Raw genomic sequence first — 18249 nt, 5'->3', positions numbered from 1 at the left:
CGACAGCTCAATCGTCCGCGCTCACCAGCATGCGGCGGGCGGTAAAAAGGGGGTCCGGATCACGCCATCGGCCGTTCTCGTGGCGGACTGAGCACGAAGATCCACGCCGTCGTGGATCAGGACGGCCTACCAGTGAGGCTGCTGATCACCGCCGGCCAGGCTTCGGACAAAACCGCCGTTCCGGACCTGCTGGTCGGCCTGCCCGCAGCCGGAGCACTCGTTGCGGACCGCGGTTATGACAGCCGCGCTATCCTCGATCTTGTCGCCAAAACAGGTGGACAGGCGCATATCCCCACCCAGAGCCGGGTCCGTGTGCAGCGCTCCGTTGAGCCAGCCCTCTACCGCCGGCGCAACCTCGTGGAGCGGTTCTTCTGCAAGCTCAAACACTTCCGCCGTGTCGCAACGCGCTTCGACAAGCTCGCCCGAAACTTTCTCGCAGCCCTCCTGATCGCCTCAACACGCCTATGGCTGAGAGCTTATGAGTCTACGACCTAGGCGATTAGGCCGAAGCGATGGGCCCGAAACGGCCGGTCCCGTCTGACCTTCGATCAACGGAAGCGATGACGCCCATCAAAAACTTGCGCGGGACGACGGACCGCTCGCCGGCTAAGACGGCGGGAGCGCTCTCCGGCGGGCGCTGTTCGGAGGCGGCATGAATTCGGATCTGTTGGGATCACTTCGGCGTGAGGCACGGCTGGCGCCCGCCTCCGGCATCGTCGAAGTGGCGAATTACGGTCGCACCAGGCCGGGACTGATCCCGCTCTGGGTCGGCGAGGGCGATCTTTCCACGCCGGCCTTCATCTGCGAGGCCGCCGCCCGGTCCATGGCCGCCGGCGAGACCTTCTACACATGGCAGCGCGGCATTCCGGAGCTTCGGGCCGCACTCGCGCGCTACCACGAGCGGCAGTTCGGCCGCCCCTTCTCGCCGGAGCGCTTCTTCGTCACGGGCTCGGGCATGCAGTCCATCCAGCTCGCGATTTCCGCCCTCGCCGGACCCGGCGACGAGGCGATCGTGCTGACGCCGGCCTGGCCGAATTTCTCCGCCGCGCTCGCGCTTTCCGGCGCGACCGTGGTGGAGGTCGATCTCGATTTCGCGGGCCGCGAATGGACCCTCGACATCGACAGGCTGGTCGCGGCGGTAACCCCGAGGACGCGGGTGATCTTCATCAACTCGCCCGCCAACCCGACCGGCTGGACCGCGCCGAAGGAGCAGCTCAGGGCGATCCTCGACCTGGCGCGCGAGCGGGGCATCTGGATCGTCGCCGACGAAGTCTACAATCGCTTCGTCTTCGACGCGCCCCGCGCCGCGTCCTTCTACGACGTGGCCGAGGACGACGACCGCATCCTCTACGTCAACACCTTCTCCAAGAACTGGGCGATGACAGGCTGGCGCATCGGCTGGATCAGTGCGCCGCCGGCGCTTGGAGACGTGCTGGAGAACCTCGTCCAGTATTCCACCTCCGGCGTCGCCGCCTTCATGCAGCGGGCCGCCATCGCGGCGCTCGACGAGGGCGACGCCTTCGTCGACGAGCAGGTCCGCCGCGCGGCGGAGGGACGGCGGATCATCTGCGAGGCGCTGGCGCAATCCAACCGCACGGAATTCGCGTGGCCGGCCGGCGCCTTCTACGCGTTCTTCGCGCTGGCCGGCGAGGACGACACGCGCGCCCTCGCCTTCCGGCTGATCGACGAGGCGAAGATCGGCATCGCGCCGGGCACCGCCTTCGGCTCGAGCGGCTCGCGTTTCATGCGCCTCTGCTTCGCCCGCCGGGCGGACGACCTGCACGAGGTCGCCAACCGTCTGGGCAACTGGCTGGGCGGCTGAAGCGGCAAGCGGCGCTCAAAGAAAAGGCCGGTCCCGAGGGGCCGGCCTTTTTCATGTCCGATGCGGAAGCGATCAGCCGCCGGCAGCGGCGAAAAGCTGCGCGAAGCTCGTCTCGGCGTGATGCGGGCTCGCCTCGCCGCCGAGCGGCAGCTGCAGGTGGTTCCACGTCTCCACCAGCGCGGCCGTCAGCTCCTCGATCAGCGCGTCGCCATGATAGGGCGTCGGCGTGATGCGAAGGCGCTCGGTGCCGCGCGGCACGGTCGGATAGTTGATCGGCTGGATATAGATGCCGTGGACGTTGAGCAGCCGATCGCTTGCCGCCTTGCAGAGCTCGGGATCGCCGACCAGCACGGGAATGATATGTGTTTCCGACGGCATGACCGGCAGGCCGGCGGCCGACAGCCGCTCCTTGGCGTGCTGCGCCTGGCGCTGCTGGCCCTCGCGCTCCACCGTCGATTCCTTGAGGTGGCGGATCGAGGCGCAGGCAGCGGCGGCAAGCGCCGGCGGCAGCGCCGTCGTGAAGATGAAGCCCGGCGCATAGGAGCGCACCGCGTCGATCATCGCCGACGTGCCGGTGATGTAGCCGCCGAGCACGCCGTAGCCCTTGGCCAGCGTGCCCTCGATCACGTCGATGCGGTCCATCACGCCGTCGCGCTCGCAGATGCCGGCGCCGCGCGGGCCGTACATGCCGACGGCATGGACTTCGTCGATATAGGTCATCGCGCCGTATTTGTCGGCGAGATCGGCGATCCACTCGATCGGCGCCACGTCGCCGTCCATGGAATAGACGGATTCGAACACGATCAGCTTGGGACGCTCGCGGCCGGCGGCCTTGAGCAGGTCTTCCAGATGCGCGGTGTCGTTATGGCGCCAGATCTGCTTCTGGCCGCCGGACTTGCGCACGCCCTCGATCATGGAGGCGTGGTTCAGCTGGTCGGAAAGGATCAGGCAATCCGGCAGGAGGCGCGCGATCGTGGAGATCGACGCCTCGTTGGACACAAAGCCGGAGGTGAAGACGAGAGCGGATTCCTTGGCGTGGAGGTCGGCGAGCTCGCGCTCAAGCTCGACCAGCGGATGATTGTTGCCGGAGATGTTGCGCGTGCCGCCGGCGCCGGCGCCCATGCGCCCGGCCGCGTCCTGCATCGCGCCGACCACCTTGGGGTGCTGGCCCATGCCGAGATAATCGTTGGAACACCAGATGACGATCTCACGCTCGTCGCTGCCCTCGCGCCGGTAGATCGCCTTGGGGAAGCGGCCGACCTGTCGCTCAAGATCCGCAAACACGCGATAGCGCCGCTCGTCCCGCAGGGCCTCTACGGCGCTCTCGAAATGGGATTTGTAATCGAACATTCACCCGCTCCAGCCGGTCAGGTCATTTTAATCCCGATCCGTGAACTTTTTCCAGCGGCACCTTGACGCGACCTGCCCGCCCGGCGGCAGAATCCGAAACATAGCGCCTTTTCCGATAAGTGTATCCTGGATAGCGCGGAGCAAGGGCTTCGTCTTTGCTCTGGATCAAATGCCTCGCTCGCTGGCGCCGAACGCGGAAGCCGGGGGCCTCCCGTCAGGCGCCGGAAACCGCCGGCGGGCGAAACACGACCAGCCTGTCCTCCGGGGTCGGCACCGTTTCGAACGCATGCTCCTCGGAGGGGAGGTCCAGCCGCCCGTTGCGGCGCACGACCACCAGCGGCTCGACCCCGTCCATGTCGTCGGCCTCGGCCCGGGTCCGCCTATCCGCTTTCTCGTCGCCGGCTTCGGCAGCCGGCTCCGGCGTGATCGCATGGAAGCGCCAGCCCTTCTCATAGCGCTCGGCGATGGTGGCGAAGTCCAGCGCCGAGCTGCCGAAGACCTTGCCGCGCCAGTCGCGCATCATGCCCTTCTCGGCGTCCACCATGTGCTCGGCGGTGGGCGCCAGCTGGAACACGCGCTCGCGTCCGAGCTCCGGCCCCAGGCGCGAGCAGATCAAGGCGTTGTAGATGTCGTCCGGCGTGGCCGCGAGCAGGTAGTCGATCGGCTGGGCGGCGAGTTCCTCCTCCGCGTGGCGCGACAGCAGTTCCGCCTGCAGCGTCGGGATGCCCCGCCACCGCGCCCGCATCAACGCGCCGGGATAGGTGTCGATCAGCACCACCGCGCCGCCGTGGCGATGAATCACCGAGGCGAGGTCGATGCTCCAGGGCGAGGCGCCGAGGATCGCCAGCGTCGGGGCGGAACTCGCGGTGAGTTTTAGGCGGCGCGCCAGCGGCTTCAGCGTCAGCCCGTGCACGATCACGGTGGAGGCGATCACGGCGAAGACAGTCGGCTGGATCAGTTCGCCGCCCCCATAACCCGCTTCCGTCAGCTTCAGCCCGGCAAGGCCGGCCACGGCGGCGGCGACGATGCCGCGCGGCCCGATCCAGCCGACCAGCACGCGCTCGGGCACGGTCAGATCGCTGCGAACGGTGCCCAGCCAGATCGCCAGCGGCCGGACGACGAAGAGAATGGCGCCGGTCAACGCCACGATGGGCCAGGACAGGGAGCCCAGCACCTTCGGATCGAGGTCGGCGGTCAGCACGATGAAGAGCGCCGTCACCAGGAGGACGACCAGCGATTCCTTGAAGCGGCGAAGCTCCGCCAGACCGGGCACATGGAGGTTGGCGAGCGTCACGCCGAACACCGTGGCGGCGATCAGGCCCGCTTCGTCCATCAGGAGGTTGGGGACGACATAGACGCCGAGCGCGGTCGCGAGCAGCACGGGCGTCTTCAGCACCTCCGGGATCTGGTCGCGACGGAAGGCCCAGGCGATCACCGCGCCGGCCCCGACGCCGAGCGCCAGCCCGGCGACGATGCCGACACCCACATGCAGGCCGAGGCCGACCAGAGAGAGGCTGCCCTCCCCCTTGCCGCTCAGGACGATCTCCAGCACCACCGCGGTCAGGATCGCCCCGACCGGATCGTTGACGATCGCCTCCCACTTCAGGAACGAGGCGCTTCGCTGCTCCAGCCGCGTGTTGCGGAGGAGCGGCAGGATCACGGTGGGGCCGGTCACCACCACGATCGCGCCGAACAGGATCGCCACCGGCCATGGCATGCCCGCGATGAAATGCGCGGCCAGCGAACCGAGGACGAGATTGATCGGCAGCGCGATGGCGGTGAGCCGGAGCACGCCGCTACCGGCCGCCCTGAGTTCGCGGAAATCCAGCGCCAGCCCGCCTTCGAACACGATGATCGCGACGATCAGGCCGATCAGCGGGCGGAGTGCCGGCCCGAAGGCCTGGCTCGGATGCAGGACGCCGAAAACCGGCCCAAGCGCGAACCCGAAGGCGAGCAGCAGGATGATGGCGGGAACGCCGACCCGCCAGGCGAGCCATTGCGCGGCGACGCCGCCCACGACGATGCAGAGGACCGCGATTGCGACGCCCGTTTCCATTCGCTCTCCTGAGAGCCTGCTCCCGCGGCAGGCTCCGGGAAATGCGGCAGCCGGGGCTGCGTTCCGCGCGGTCTTTGACGGAGCGAAGAAAAAGCCCCGGGCGCATCCGGGGGGAAAGCTTGGGGATCTCTGAAAAGAAAGCCCGGCATCTCTGAAAAAGAAAGCCCGGGATCGCTCCCGGGCTTGTCGTTTCAACCGCTGGGCTGCCCGATCAGGCGCGCAGCTCCGCGTCGATGCGGTTCACGTCGTAATCGGCTTCCACCGTCTCGTCGCGGGCATAGACCGGCCGGATCGCCCGGAAGACCAGCGTGAAGATCGCCGACACCACGATGTTCACGACCAGCGCGATTAGGCCGATATAGATCGTGTACTTGTCCCCGCCGATGACGAAGCTGTGCACCGGCTTGAGCCCGTCGACATAGGCGAGCCACGAGCCGAGGCCGAAACCCGCGACCCAGCCGACCAGCAGGCCTTCCGAGCGGAACCACGCCGTGAACAGGCCGAACACCACCGCCGGGAAGATCTGCAGGATCCAGACGCCCCCGAGGAGCTGCAGGTCGATGGCGAACTGCGTCGGCAGGAAGATGATGAAGATCAGCGCGCCGAACTTCACCAGGAGCGAGACGAGCTTCGCAATCCGCGATTCCTGCGCGCCGGCCAGGTTCGGGTTGACGAAGGGCCGCCAGATGTTCCGCGTGAAAAGGTTCGCCGTGCCGATCGACATGATCGCCGCCGGCACCAGCGCACCGATAGCGATGGCGGCGAAGGCGAAGCCCGCGAACCAGTTCGGGAAGATGTTCAGGAACAGCGCCGGCACCACCGCCGAGTTCTGCGAGACGTGGATGTTGGCCGCGATCGCCATGTAGCCCAGGAGCGCGATCAGCCCGAGCAGGATCGTGTAGATCGGCAGGAAGATCGCGTTCTTGCGGATGGCGTCGCCTGAGGCAGAGCTCAGGATGCCGGTCATCGTATGGGGGTACATGAAGCCGGCGAGCGCCGAGCCCAGCGCCAGCGTGGCATAGGGGAGCAACTGGCCGGAATGCAGCGTCAGGCCGGTCGCGCCACCCTTTGCCGCGAACGCCTTGCCGGCGGAATCGAACACCGCGCCGTAGCCGCCGAGATGCAGCGGAATGACGATCACCGCCGCGATCACCACGATATAGATCATGATGTCCTTGACGAAGGCGATCATGGCCGGGGCGCGGATGCCGCTGGTATAGGTGTAGACCGCGAGGATGACGAAGGCGATGATCAGCGGGATCTCGCCGGAGAAGCCTTCACCGCCCAGTCCCATGGCGCCGATGACCACCTGCATGCCGACCAGCTGCAACGCGATATAGGGCATGGTGGCGACGATGCCGGTAATGGCGATGACGAGCGCCAGCCACTTGCTGCCGTAGCGCCCTTCGGCGAAATCGGCGGCGGTGATGTAGTTGCGCGCCCGCGAGACCGCCCAGAGGCGGGGCATCACGGCAAAGACGAAGGGATAGACCAGGATCGTGTAGGGCAGCGCGAAGAAGCCATAGGCGCCGACCGCATAGACCAGCGCCGGCACGGCGATCACGGTATAGGCCGTGTAGAAGTCGCCGCCGACCAGGAACCAGGTGATGACCGCGCCGAACTGTCGGCCGCCGAGGCCCCATTCGTGCAGCTCGGAAAGATCGCCCGCCCTCCAGCGCGCGGCAACGAAGCCCATCACCGTGACCAGCACGAAGAAGGCGATGAAGACGGAAAGCGCCGTCCAGTTTGTCGCGACACCGTTCATCGACGCACGCTCCTGTACACGAACCAGATCAGGATCGCGGTGACGGGAACCCAGACGAGCTGGTACCAGTAGAAAAATGGAAAGCCGAAGAGCCGCGGCGCGTCGGAATTATAGATCCCGACCAGCAGCAGCCCGATGAAGGGCAGCAGCAACAGGTATCGCATGTCTCACTCCCCGACGGGGCCTTGGATCGGCTCCCGCCTTCTTCTTGCCACATCTAGCATCGCCGGGAACCGACTGACCAGACGCCTTGCATCCGGTCGGATCGTCGCATGGGCAAGTGTGGGATAATCGCCGCGCTGCCAGCTCGTGCGAAGTCGGGCACGGAGCGGAAACAGTGTGGCGCCATGCGGTTTCCCGCTTGTCGGACGGGTCTCAGGTTCCTACACTAAACCGATAGTCATCCTCCCGATGGGGGATGGGACGTTCTCAGGGCGGGGTGCGATTCCCCACCGGCGGTGTTTGCGCCTCAAGCGCATCAGCCCGCGAGCGCCCGCAGGGGAAACCTTGCGGGGTCAGCAGACCCGGTGTGATCCCGGGGCCGACGGTATAGTCCGGATGAGAGAGAACGGTCGGCCTGATACCGCGATTCCGCTCGGAATCGCGGTATCAGGCCGCCATGCGCCCGGATTGCGTCCCTGAAAAGCGGGGATTGTCGGAATGGGTGCCGTTTTCGATCTGACCAGCCTTTCCCGAAACGCCGGGACGAACCACGCGCGCGCCGCGGCGATTGCCGCCGCATTCCGTTGCGCGATTGATGAGGCGCGCCGCTTCGTCGGCGCCACCGCGCCCAATCCCCCCGTCGGCTGCACCATTCTCGACGCCGAAGGTCAGGTGCTCGCCGTTGCCGCGCACCACAGGGCCGGCGAGCTTCATGCCGAGGCGCTGGCGATCCGCCAATGCCGCGAAGCGGGCACGCTCGACCGCATCCACACTTTCGTCGTCACGCTGGAGCCCTGCAACCACACCGGCCGCACGCCGCCTTGCGCCGGGGCAATCCTGGAGACGCCGGCGCGCGAGGTGTGGATCGGCGTGGCCGATCCCAATCCGGTGGCGAGCGGCGGCGCGGCGCGGCTACGCGCGGCGGGCCTGGCCGTCCATAGGCTGGCCGACCTCCCGCATCCCGACCGCGACACCCTCCTCGCCGATTGCGCCGACCTGATCGGCCCCTTCGTCAAGCGAACGCTGACCGGCCTGCCCTGGGTCACCGTCAAGCAGGCGCTGGACGAGGCGGGCGACATGATCCCGCCCGCCGGCCGCAAGACCTTCACCTCCGAAGCCTCTCTCAAGCTCGCCCACGAACTTCGCCGCCGCGCCGACGCGATCCTTACCGGCTCCGGCACGGTGCTGGCCGACGATCCCGAATTCACCGTGCGCCGCGTCGCGGACTTTCCGGGCAAACGCCGCCACCTCGCCATTCTCGATCGCCGCGCCCGCGTCCCCGAGGCCTATGTCGAGGCGGCCAAGGCCCGGGGCTTCATCGTCAGCGTCGAGCACGATCTCACGACCGCGCTCCGCCGCCTCGCCGATGCGGGCGCCACCGAAGTGCTGGTGGAAGCCGGGCCGGAGATCGTCCGCTCCGTTCTCGATGGCGGGCTTTGGGACGAGCACGTCGTCATCCGCAAATCCGCCCGCCCCGGCGCGCCGGACGACGTCACCATCCGCCGCCGGGAGCCCGTTTCATCGCCCCGAACCTGATCCTTTTCACGCATTCGCCCGGCAGCGTCAGCGCCGGCACAGACCACGGGAATTGCCATGTCACGCATCACGAGAGCCCTTGAGCACCTGAAGAACGGCGGGATGATCCTGCTGACCGACGACGAGAGCCGCGAGAACGAGGGCGACATCGTCGTCGCCGCCGAATTTGCCACGCCGCAGGCGGTGAACTTCATGATCACCCATGCCCGCGGCCTGATGTGCGTGCCGATGACGGGCGAGCAGATCGATCTCCTGGGCCTCGCGCCGATGGTCGCCCGCAACCTCGCCTCCCGCAAGACCGCCTTCACCGTTTCCATCGAGGCGCGCACCGGCATCACCACCGGCATTTCCGCCTTTGACCGCGCCCGCACGATCGAGGCCGCCACCGCGCCGGACGCCAAGCTCGGCGACGTGGTCTCGCCCGGCCACGTCTTTCCGCTGCGCGCCGAAGATGGCGGCGTGCTTGCCCGCGATGGCCACACCGAGGGCGCGGTCGACCTGATGCGCCTTGCCGGCCTGCGCCCTGCCGCCGTGATCTGCGAAGTCGTCGGCGAGAACGGCGAGATGTCCCACGGCGCGGAGCTGGAAAACTTTGCGACCAGGCACGGCCTGCCCATGCTCTCCATCGCCGAGATCGCCGCCTACCGCATGCAGCACGACATTCTGGTGGACGACGTCGCGCAGACCCGCCTGCCCTCGCTCTACACCGACGAAGCCATGCGGACGCATGCTTTCCGCAGCCGCATCGACGGGCAGGAGCATCTGGCGCTCGTCAACGCTCCTCCTGGGGGGTCCCTCGCCGCCCCGGCCGACGGCTCAGGCGAAGCGCCGCTGGTGCGCGTGCATTCGGAGTGCCTGACCGGCGACGCGCTGGGCTCCATGCGCTGCGATTGCGGCGAGCAGCTTCGCCATTCCATGCGGATGATCTCGGAAGCGTCTTCCGGCGCGCTTCTCTACATGCGCGGGCAGGAGGGACGCGGCATCGGGCTGGCCAACAAGATCCGCGCCTATGCGCTGCAGGATCATGGCCGCGACACGGTGGAAGCGAACCACGATCTGGGCTTCGCCGACGATCTTCGCGACTACGGCATGGCGGCGCAGATCCTGAAGGCGCTGGGCATCACGCGGCTGCGCCTGCTCAGCAACAACCCGCGCAAGGCGGAAGCGCTGGAGCGCTACGGCCTCCAGGTGGTGGAAACGGTCCCCCTGGAAATCGCCGCCAACCCCCACAACGCCCGCTACCTCGCCACCAAGCGCGAGAAACTCGGCCACGCGCTGCATGTGCAGGGAACGGAGGCGGCTTGAGGGAAGGCGCGCTTGCTACATTGCAACACGCATTGTCCCGGTATGCGGGTACGCTGCAGAAGTCACAGAGGACGTCGGAAGCGGATCGCCCCAGAACGATCACATCTAAAGAGATGAAAGGAAGGAGTGCGATCGATCATATCTTACTACAATCCAAGTTTTCTCCGGAAGATGTCCTCGACAATCTCCTGGACTACCTTCGACGAGTCTAACTCATCATCACATTGCCAGATTTCCTCTTCTCCGAACCGTCCCACTCTGAACTTACGAGTACTTCTAAAAACATGAAGCCCGCCATCAACTAGGAGCAACTCACGGAATCTTATGTCACGGTCGGCGAACCGGTTGAAATCGAACCGATATCCATCCTCTGGCTCCCCCCCAGTCAGAAACAGAGAGACCTTTCCATAAAGTTGATCTCTACTAAATACATCATCAGGTCTGAATTCGTGCCGACGAAAATATAGAATCGATTTGTAGAAGGGTTGCCCCTCTGAAAACCACGTCTGATTCAGTACCCACGTTTTGCTTCGCCTTCCTTTCTCCGAAATTTCCTGCCACGTCGGGAAGTCAATTATTTCATGCTGATCAGTTCTAACGAACAATATATCGCTGCTACGATTTACGTCATCGCAAGTGGCCACTATTTGATTTGTAAAGTTATGCATTCTTTGCTTCCAAACAACGTATTGCTTGTGAAGCGCTCCTGTTCTTGTTTCCTTGGCCCTTTTTGCCAGAGCAGTGATGAATTCACCCCTGCTTCTGACCTCATTGTAGATCGCTTGCACCTTAGAGAGTACCGTGAGCTCGAACTCGCAGATCATCTGACATATCTGGTTCCAATCTCCGGAATCTGCGCACTCAAGTGCGTCATAGTAATCATCTCGACGATGTGAAGGGATTCCGGTTGGATAGTAGCCGTCATACAGAAGAGATAAGTCCTGTAGTAGACGACCGGTTCTACCATTTCCGTCTTCAAATGGATGGATATGCGTGAATGAGGCATGAAGCCAAGCGGCTTTCAGGACCGGATGCACATTGCCGATACTGCAATATGCGTCGACAAGGTCAGATATCAGTTGAGGGACACTCGTATGATCTGGAGGCTGAAACGCCGCTCCAGTGATCTCGACGTTTTGCTGACGGTAAGTTCCTGCCGTTTTAAGAACTCTGTCTTGGAGAATGCGATTTATCTCCCTTACCGCGCTGGATGTCAGCGACTGGCCGCTTAAAGCCAAGTCAAAAACAAATTCGTCTGCCTTTAGTGCATTATATACTTCTTGCTCGGCCTTCGACGAATTCTCAGAGAGCGTCATCGCGTCCATCATCAGAAGAGTCTGACGCCTAGATACCGAAATACCTTCTATGTTAAGACTTGCAGTAACTCTATCGGGGAGAAATTCCGTCGAAATTCTACTGTTTACCTCCGGATCAAACGGCCTTATCGAACTTATTTCAGCGATTGCGGACTGAACCTCATCCAATAAGTTCAAGGTCTCTGGAGAGAACTGTATGTCTTGTGGGAGCTGGATCTGATCAACGTAGACCATAAAAACCTCCAATCGATTGTCCGATTTCTTATCAGCTCCTGATAAGCTCCCTGTCGCTACCAGAGCGGATCAGTGCTTGATGGCCGAGCTTGGTTTATAGAATAGAACTTTGCGATCTGTGAGCCGCCGCTATTCAGCGTGAACCTCGCCTTCAGCTATTTTGCTTAGCGGGCAAACGCTTCGATCTAGCACGAAAAGAGTGGGTTAGTTGTCGGGGGGATGGAAGGTTAATTGATCTCGAAAGGCTCCCAGGTCCTGCTTCTTGTCTGTGGGTGGGTTATGCCTCCCGTGTAACAGTGTGCCCTCTAGAAATCGCTCGCTCTACCCTTGATCTCCCAATCGCCGAAACGCACCGGCTCCGGGCCTTCGCGGCCGTTGATCTCGCGGGGGCGGTCGGCTTCCTCAGTGGGGCGTTGCTCGGCTGTTCGGCGTTCGGCCGCCTCGGCCAGTGCGCGCTGGGCTTCCGGGGAAAGGGTGCGCTGCGCGGTCTCGCCTGCTCCTGCGTTCGCTCCCGTGCCGCCTGCCGCGCTTTGGGCCGCCGGTGCGCCTGCCTTTGCCGTTTCGTCCGTCATGCCGTCACTCCTGGTTTCTGCCTGCATCCGGCGTTCGTCGCCGGGGTCCGCGTGAACGCCGGCCTGCCCGGTTGCGGGTCGCATCGCCGTTGAACGCCGTCTCCGGCTTTCCCATCATAATATCCGGGCCCATCATAATGTTCGGGGCCGATGTTGGAAGGGCCGCACCCAAAGGCAAGGCGGCAAGGAGAACGGCTTGAACTCACTGAAGACGACGGTGCTCCTGGCGGCGATGACCGCCATCTTCACCGGAGCCGGCTATCTCATCGGCGGAACCGGCGGCATGGGCATCGCCTTTCTGGTTGCCGCCGCGATGAACGTGTTCAGCTACTGGAACGCCGACAAGCTCGTGCTGCGCATGCACAATGCCACCGAGGTCGACGCCCGCACCGCACCCGGTCTCCATGGCCTCGTGGCCGAACTCGCGGGCCGCGCGGGCATGCCGATGCCGCGGGTCTACCTGATCGATGATCATCAGCCCAACGCCTTCGCCACCGGGCGCGACCCGGAGCACGCGGCGGTCGCCGCCACGACGGGCATCACCGCGCAGCTTCCGCGCGAGGAACTGGCCGGCGTCATCGCGCATGAACTGGCCCACATCCGCCACCGCGATACGCTGACCATGACGATCACCGCGACGCTCGCCGGCGCGATCTCCATGCTCGCCAATTTCGCTTTCTTCTTCGGCGGTTCGCGCGACAGCCGCAACAATCCGCTGGGCACCGTCGGCGTGCTGCTGGCAGCAATCACCGCGCCGCTCGCCGCCATGGTGGTGCAGATGGCCGTCAGCCGTTCGCGCGAATATGCCGCCGACCGGGGCGGCGCGGAAATCTGCGGCAATCCGCTGTGGCTTGCATCCGCGCTGCAAAAGATCGACAACGCGGCCCGACGGACGCCGATGGCGTCGGCGGAAGGTAACCCGGCGACGGCGCATCTTTTTATCATCAATCCCCTGTCCGGAGCGCGGATGGACAATCTCTTTTCCACCCACCCCGCCACGGCGAACCGCGTCGAGGCCCTCCGGCAGATGGCGGGCGAAGGCGGCTTTGCGGCCGCGCCCGTTTCGCCAAAGGCTCCCCTCGATCAGGGCGGCTCCTTTTCCGGCCCCTGGTCTCGTTCGGGGGCGCGTTCGGGCCAGTCGTCGAATGGCACTTCCGCCCATCGCGGGCCCTGGGGATGAGCGATCCCGTGGAACAGAAGCCCGGCCGCCGCGAAGGCAGCCGCAAGCGCCCGGCCAAGGGCGCGGACGCGCAGCAGCGCCCCGATTCCCGACCTGATTCCCGAGCTGATGTTCGGCCGGGGCCGCGCGCTGACAAGGCCGACATGCCGCGCCGCGGTCGCGAAGGACTCGCCAGCCGCAAGACGGCGGCCTCGATCCTCGAGCGCGTGCTGGAAAAGCGCGTGCCGCTCGATGCGCTCCTGGACGAGCATCACGGCATTCCGCATTTCCGCGATCTCGACGCGCGCGACCGGGCGCTGGTGCGCGCCATCGTCGGCGCGGTGCTGCGCCATCGCGGCGAGCTGGAAGCGGCGCTCGACCGCTGCATCGAGCACAAGCTGCCCGCCAATGCCGAGGCGCTCCGCATCCTGCTCATGGTCGGCGCGGCGCAGATCCTGTTTCTCGACGTGCCGGACCATGCCGCCGTCAGCATCGCCGTCACGGTCGCCGCCGAAAACCGGCGTACCCGCGACGCGCGCGGACTGGTCAACGGCGTGCTCCGCCGCATCGCCCGCGAGCGCGAGCTTCTGGCCGGCCGCACGGATGCCGCGCGGCTGAACACGCCGGACTGGCTCTTCGCCAGCTGGACCGAAGCTTACGGCGAGGACACCGCGACCGCGATCGCCACCGCGCACGCGCAACAGCCGGGCCTCGACCTGACGCCCAAGCGCGACGCCGAAGCGGTCGCCGCCGCCGTGGAAGGCGTGGTGCTCTCCACCGGCACGGTCCGCCTTGCCGAAACGCGGCGCGTCTCGCTGCTGCCGGGCTTCGCCGAGGGCGACTGGTGGGTGCAGGACGCAGCCGCCGCCCTTCCCGCGCGCCTCCTCGGCGATGTCGCGGGGCTGCATGTCGCCGATCTCTGCGCCGCGCCCGGCGGCAAGACGGCGGAGCTCGCGGCGGCCGGCGCCGACGTCACGGCGATCGATCTTTCCGAAAACCGGCTGAAGCGGCTGGCGCAGAACCTCGACCGCCTCGGCCTTTCCGCCACGCTGAAAGCCGCCGACGTGCTGGCCTACGAGCCGGAAGCGCCGTTCGACGCAATCCTCCTCGATGCGCCCTGCTCGGCAACGGGCACGATCCGCCGCCATCCCGACGTCGCCTGGCTGAAGACGCCGGAGGACGTGGCAACCCTTTCCGCGCTGCAGGCGAAGATGCTGGACCGCGTGGCGGGCTGGGTGAAGCCCGGCGGCCGGCTCGTCTTCTGCACCTGCTCGCTGGAGCCGCAGGAGGGCGAGGCGCATATCGAGCCGTTCCTGCGCGCTCATCCTGAGTTCCGGCTGGAGCCGGTGCTCCCGGCGGAAGTGGGCGGCCTCGCCCACGTCGTCACCGGTTCCGGCACGCTCCGCACCCTGCCCTGCCACGATGCGGGCACGGCCAACGCGGAGCCCGGCATGGATGGCTTCTTCGCCGCCCGTTTCGTCCGCCAGGGCTGAGAACGGCCGCTCCCGATCAGATCTGTTGAGGGCCGGCGCCCGCGCCGGCCTTTTTCTTGCCAATCTCCGCGAACAGGGTTACCCGCGATCCATGTCAACATTCGCGCCGGGTGAACGGTTTCGGTTTGCTCTCCAACGAGCGGGCCGCTTCGTGCCGGTCGGCGGCGTGGTTGAAGGCCTGGGGCATCTCCGGCCCGGCCGCAGCGGCGGCTCGCAGCTCCTCATCGCACCCCCCGATCTGCGCACCGCCGATCCCGTGCTGGCGCTGGACATCTATGCCGGCCGCTTCGTTTTTGCCGGGCGGGCGGTGGAGACGGCGGGCGCATCCCCCTTCGAGATCGAGCCGCCGTCGGAGGATTGGCTGCGCGAGCTGCATTCCTTCCGCTGGCTTCGCCATCTGAAGGCGGCCGACACGCCGCTCGCCCGCTCCAACGCCCGGGCGATCACCGAGGACTGGATCCGCATCTATCGTCGCGGCGCGCCCATCGTCTGGGACACCGATATCACCGCGCAGCGCACGCTGTCGTTCCTCGCGCAGTCGCGGCTGATCCTCGACGGCGCGGACCACGAGGTCTATCGCCGCTTCGTGCAGACGCTGGTGCGCCATGCCGTGTTCCTGCGCACGCGGATCGGCACGGCCAAGCCCGGCCTGCCGCGCCTGCAGGCGGCGATCGCGATCGCCATGACCGGCATCTCGCTGTCCGGGCAGGCGCGGCTCGCCCGCGCCGGGCTCGACCGGCTGGATCAGGAACTCAAGAAGCAGATCCTGCCGGATGGCGGGCATATCTCGCGCAATCCCGCGATCCTCGTGCAGGCGCTGATCGACCTGTTGCCGCTCAGGCAGGCGCTGATCGCCCGCGGCGAGCTGCCATCCGAACTCCTGATCGGTTCCATCGACCGCATGATGCCGATGCTGCGTTTCTTCCGGCACGGCGACGGCGCGTTCGCGCATTTCAACGGCGCCTCGTCCTCGTCGCGCGATCTCGTGGCGACCGTGCTCTCCTATGACGAGACGCTGGGGATGCCGATCTCCACCGCTTCCTATTCCGGCTTCGAGCGGGTGCAGCATGGGGAAAGCCTGCTGCTGGTCGATGCCGGCGCACCGCCGCTGCCGCCTTTCAGCACCGAGGCGCATGCGGGAACGCTCTCCTTCGAATTCTCCAGCCGCAACCAGCGGATCTTCATCAATTGCGGCGCGCCGAGTGCCCGCCACCTGGCGCTTCGCCGCGCCGCGCGGCTGACGGCTGCCCATTGCACGGCCGTTCTCGCCGACGAATCCTCCAGCGAGTTCGCCGGCCCGACGGCGGACGCCCGCATCGTTTCGGGTCCCAAGGTCGTGACCTCCAAGCGCGAGGGCGGGAAGGAGAACCGCACCGCCCTGCATCTCAGCCATGACGGCTACGTCAAGCGCTTCGGGCTCATTCACCGGCGCGGGCTGCGGCTGGCAGCCGACGGCGCGATGCTGGAAGGCACCGACCAGTTCGCCGGGCCGGCCGATGCGCAGATCCGGATCTTCGAGCTCCGCTTCCATCTGCACCACGACATCGTCGCCACGCTGGAGCAGGACGAGGACGCGATGGAACTCGCGACGCCTGACGGGACGCGCTGGCGATTCTCGGCGAATTACCCGCTGGAACTGGAAGAGAGCATCGAGTTCTCCGACGTCTTCCCGAGCCGACCGACGACGCAGATCGTGATCGCGGCGGAAACCGGCGCCGCGCCCGCGGTGAAGTGGCGGTTGGCCCGCATCGACGAATAGAGCGTCACGCTCCGGCCACTGATGCTTTGCGCGGTGGCCCGGCCGTGCTAGTGCGCGCGGGAGCCCTTTCCTCCCCGCTTGCAGTTTAAAGGCGATCCATGAGCGTCTCCGCCGTTTCCCACCGCCCCGGTCCCGAGCGCACGGCGATCCGCCGCGCCTTGATCTCCGTTTCCGACAAGACCGGCATCGAGGACCTCGCGCGGGCGCTGGTCGAGCGTGGGGTTGAACTCGTCTCCACCGGTGGCACGCTGGCGCTGTTCCGCAAGGCCGGCATTCCCGTCACCGAGGTCAGCGCCGTCACCGGCATGCCGGAGATGATGGACGGCCGCGTGAAGACGCTGCATCCCAGGATCCACGGTGGGCTTCTCGCGGTGCGCGACGACGAAGGCCATCAGGCGGCGATGCAGGAGCATGGCATCACCGGCATCGACTGCCTCGTCGTCAACCTCTACCCCTTCGAGGAGACGGTCGCTTCCGGCGCGGACGCGTTCACGGCAGTGGAGAACATCGACATCGGCGGCCCCGCCATGATCCGCGCCGGGGCGAAGAACGCGGAATACGTGACGGTGCTGACCGACCCCGCCGATTACGCCACGGTACTGGCCGAGATCGACGCGGGCGGCGTGACGCGCCCGACCCGCCGCACGCTCGCCGCCAAGGCTTTCGCCCGTACCGCCGCCTATGATTCCGCCGTCTCCGGCTGGTATCAGCGCGAACTCGGCGACGGCATGCCGGAGCGCTTCTCCGTTGCCGGCAAGCTGGCGGAAAGCCTCCGCTACGGCGAGAACCCGCACCAGCAGGCCGGCCTCTATCTCACCGGCGACACACGCCCCTCCGTCGCCACGGCGCGTCGCGTGCAGGGCAAGTCGCTCTCCTTCAACAATATCAACGATGCCGATGCGGCCTTCGAGCTCGCCAGCGAGTTCGACCCGGAAGAAGGCCCCGCAGTCGCGATCATCAAGCACGCCAACCCCTGCGGCGTCGGCACCGGTTCCAGCCTCGTCGAGGCCTATCGCAAGGCGCTCCGCTGCGATCCGGTCTCCGCCTTCGGTGGCATCGTCGCGCTGAACGGTCATCTCGATGCTGAAGCTGCGCAGGCGATCACGGAGATCTTCACCGAGGTCGTGGTCGCGCCAAGCGCCGATGACGATGCGATCGAGCTGTTCAAGAAGAAGCCGAACCTCCGCCTGCTCCTAACCGGCGCGCTGGCCGATCCGGCTGCGCCCGGCCTCACGGTGCGCAGCGTCGGCGGCGGCCTTCTGGTGCAGAGCCGCGACAATGGCCGTATCGGCGGCGGCCATCTCCGCGTCGTCACCCGGCGCGCGCCGACCGTGGGGGAAACGGCGGACCTCCTCTTCGCCTTCCGCGTCGCCAAGCATGTGAAGTCGAACGCCATCGTCTATGCCAAGGATGGCGCGACGGTGGGTGTCGGCGCTGGCCAGATGAGCCGGGTGGACTCCTCGCGCATCGCCGCGATCAAGGCCGCCGAGGCATCCAGCACGGCGGGCCTCGGGGAATCGCTGGCCAAGGGCGCGGTGGTCGCCTCCGACGCGTTCTTCCCCTTCGCCGACGGACTGCTGGCGGCGGTGGAAGCGGGAGCCACGGCGGTGATCCAGCCGGGCGGCTCCATGCGCGACCAGGAGGTCATCGATGCAGCCAACGAGGCCGGCATCGCCATGGTCTTCACCGGCATGCGCCACTTCCGCCACTAGGGCGAGAG

Annotated in this window: 13 protein-coding genes, 1 pseudogene and 1 riboswitch; of the genes and pseudogenes, 8 read left to right on the top strand and 6 right to left on the bottom strand. The window is 66.1% G+C overall.

All coding sequences use genetic code 11. The features are described from left to right. Positions 1–495, top strand: a pseudogene (locus BMY25_RS09315) (IS5 family transposase); the annotation flags it as partial. Between the two features lie 157 nt (positions 496–652). Continuing rightward, positions 653–1822, top strand: coding sequence for a pyridoxal phosphate-dependent aminotransferase (locus BMY25_RS09310; protein ID WP_092496354.1), 1170 nt, complete (start codon positions 653–655; stop codon positions 1820–1822). 72 nt (positions 1823–1894) lie between these two features. Here BMY25_RS09310 and hemA read toward each other — a convergent pair whose 3' ends face one another. The 4 genes from hemA to BMY25_RS09290 all read right to left on the bottom strand — a co-directional run bounded on the left by hemA (position 1895) and on the right by BMY25_RS09290 (position 7157). Continuing rightward, positions 1895–3172: a 5-aminolevulinate synthase gene (gene hemA / locus BMY25_RS09305; RefSeq protein ID WP_092496353.1), complete on the bottom strand. Its 1278-nt coding sequence runs from the start codon at positions 3170–3172 to the stop codon at positions 1895–1897. A gap of 214 nt (positions 3173–3386) precedes the next feature. Beyond that, on the bottom strand, positions 3387–5228 hold the full coding sequence (locus tag BMY25_RS09300) for a cation:proton antiporter (RefSeq protein WP_092496352.1): 1842 nt from the start codon (positions 5226–5228) through the stop codon (positions 3387–3389). 211 nt (positions 5229–5439) lie between these two features. Next, the gene (mctP, locus tag BMY25_RS09295; RefSeq protein ID WP_092496351.1) at positions 5440–6993 is read right to left on the bottom strand and encodes a monocarboxylate uptake permease MctP; all 1554 of its coding nucleotides are present in this window, start codon (positions 6991–6993) and stop codon (positions 5440–5442) included. Next, complete coding sequence (locus BMY25_RS09290; protein ID WP_092496350.1) at positions 6990–7157, bottom strand: DUF3311 domain-containing protein; 168 nt, start codon at positions 7155–7157, stop codon at positions 6990–6992. Before BMY25_RS09290 ends, mctP begins: the two co-directional genes overlap by 4 nt. Before the next feature lie 257 nt (positions 7158–7414). After that, positions 7415–7567, top strand: a riboswitch (FMN riboswitch). Positions 7568–7653: 86 nt separating this feature from the next. Between BMY25_RS09290 and ribD the strand changes: the two genes are divergently transcribed. Then, entirely contained in the window at positions 7654–8691 is a 1038-nt protein-coding gene (ribD, locus tag BMY25_RS09285; protein WP_092496349.1) for a bifunctional diaminohydroxyphosphoribosylaminopyrimidine deaminase/5-amino-6-(5-phosphoribosylamino)uracil reductase RibD, read from the top strand. Between the two features lie 57 nt (positions 8692–8748). Continuing rightward, positions 8749–9996: a 3,4-dihydroxy-2-butanone-4-phosphate synthase gene (gene ribB, locus BMY25_RS09280; RefSeq protein WP_092496348.1), complete on the top strand. Its 1248-nt coding sequence runs from the start codon at positions 8749–8751 to the stop codon at positions 9994–9996. Between the two features lie 146 nt (positions 9997–10142). Here ribB and BMY25_RS09275 read toward each other — a convergent pair whose 3' ends face one another. Continuing rightward, a complete protein-coding gene (locus tag BMY25_RS09275; RefSeq protein WP_092496347.1) occupies positions 10143–11546 on the bottom strand; it encodes a Fic family protein in 1404 nt (467 codons plus the stop codon). 305 nt (positions 11547–11851) lie between these two features. Then, entirely contained in the window at positions 11852–12118 is a 267-nt protein-coding gene (locus BMY25_RS09270; protein WP_092496379.1) for a DUF1674 domain-containing protein, read from the bottom strand. 196 nt (positions 12119–12314) lie between these two features. Between BMY25_RS09270 and htpX the strand changes: the two genes are divergently transcribed. The 4 genes from htpX to purH all read left to right on the top strand — a co-directional run bounded on the left by htpX (position 12315) and on the right by purH (position 18241). Further along, the gene (htpX, locus tag BMY25_RS09265) at positions 12315–13298 is read left to right on the top strand and encodes a zinc metalloprotease HtpX (protein WP_092496346.1); all 984 of its coding nucleotides are present in this window, start codon (positions 12315–12317) and stop codon (positions 13296–13298) included. Then, the gene (gene rsmB, locus BMY25_RS09260) at positions 13295–14770 is read left to right on the top strand and encodes a 16S rRNA (cytosine(967)-C(5))-methyltransferase RsmB (RefSeq protein WP_428976950.1); all 1476 of its coding nucleotides are present in this window, start codon (positions 13295–13297) and stop codon (positions 14768–14770) included. The genes htpX and rsmB overlap by 4 nt, the downstream gene beginning before the upstream one ends. A 166-nt stretch (positions 14771–14936) precedes the next feature. Next, positions 14937–16529, top strand: a complete 1593-nt coding sequence (locus BMY25_RS09255; RefSeq protein WP_177176796.1) for a heparinase II/III family protein — start codon at positions 14937–14939, stop codon at positions 16527–16529. 98 nt (positions 16530–16627) lie between these two features. Continuing rightward, complete coding sequence (gene purH, locus BMY25_RS09250) at positions 16628–18241, top strand: bifunctional phosphoribosylaminoimidazolecarboxamide formyltransferase/IMP cyclohydrolase (RefSeq protein WP_092496344.1); 1614 nt, start codon at positions 16628–16630, stop codon at positions 18239–18241. The last annotated feature ends 8 nt before the right edge of the window (positions 18242–18249 follow it).

Source organism: Faunimonas pinastri, assembly GCF_900110915.1.
Classification (GTDB): domain Bacteria; phylum Pseudomonadota; class Alphaproteobacteria; order Rhizobiales; family Afifellaceae; genus Faunimonas; species Faunimonas pinastri.
Note: the sequence above shows the minus strand (reverse complement) of the source record. Positions and strands in the feature narration are given on the sequence as shown.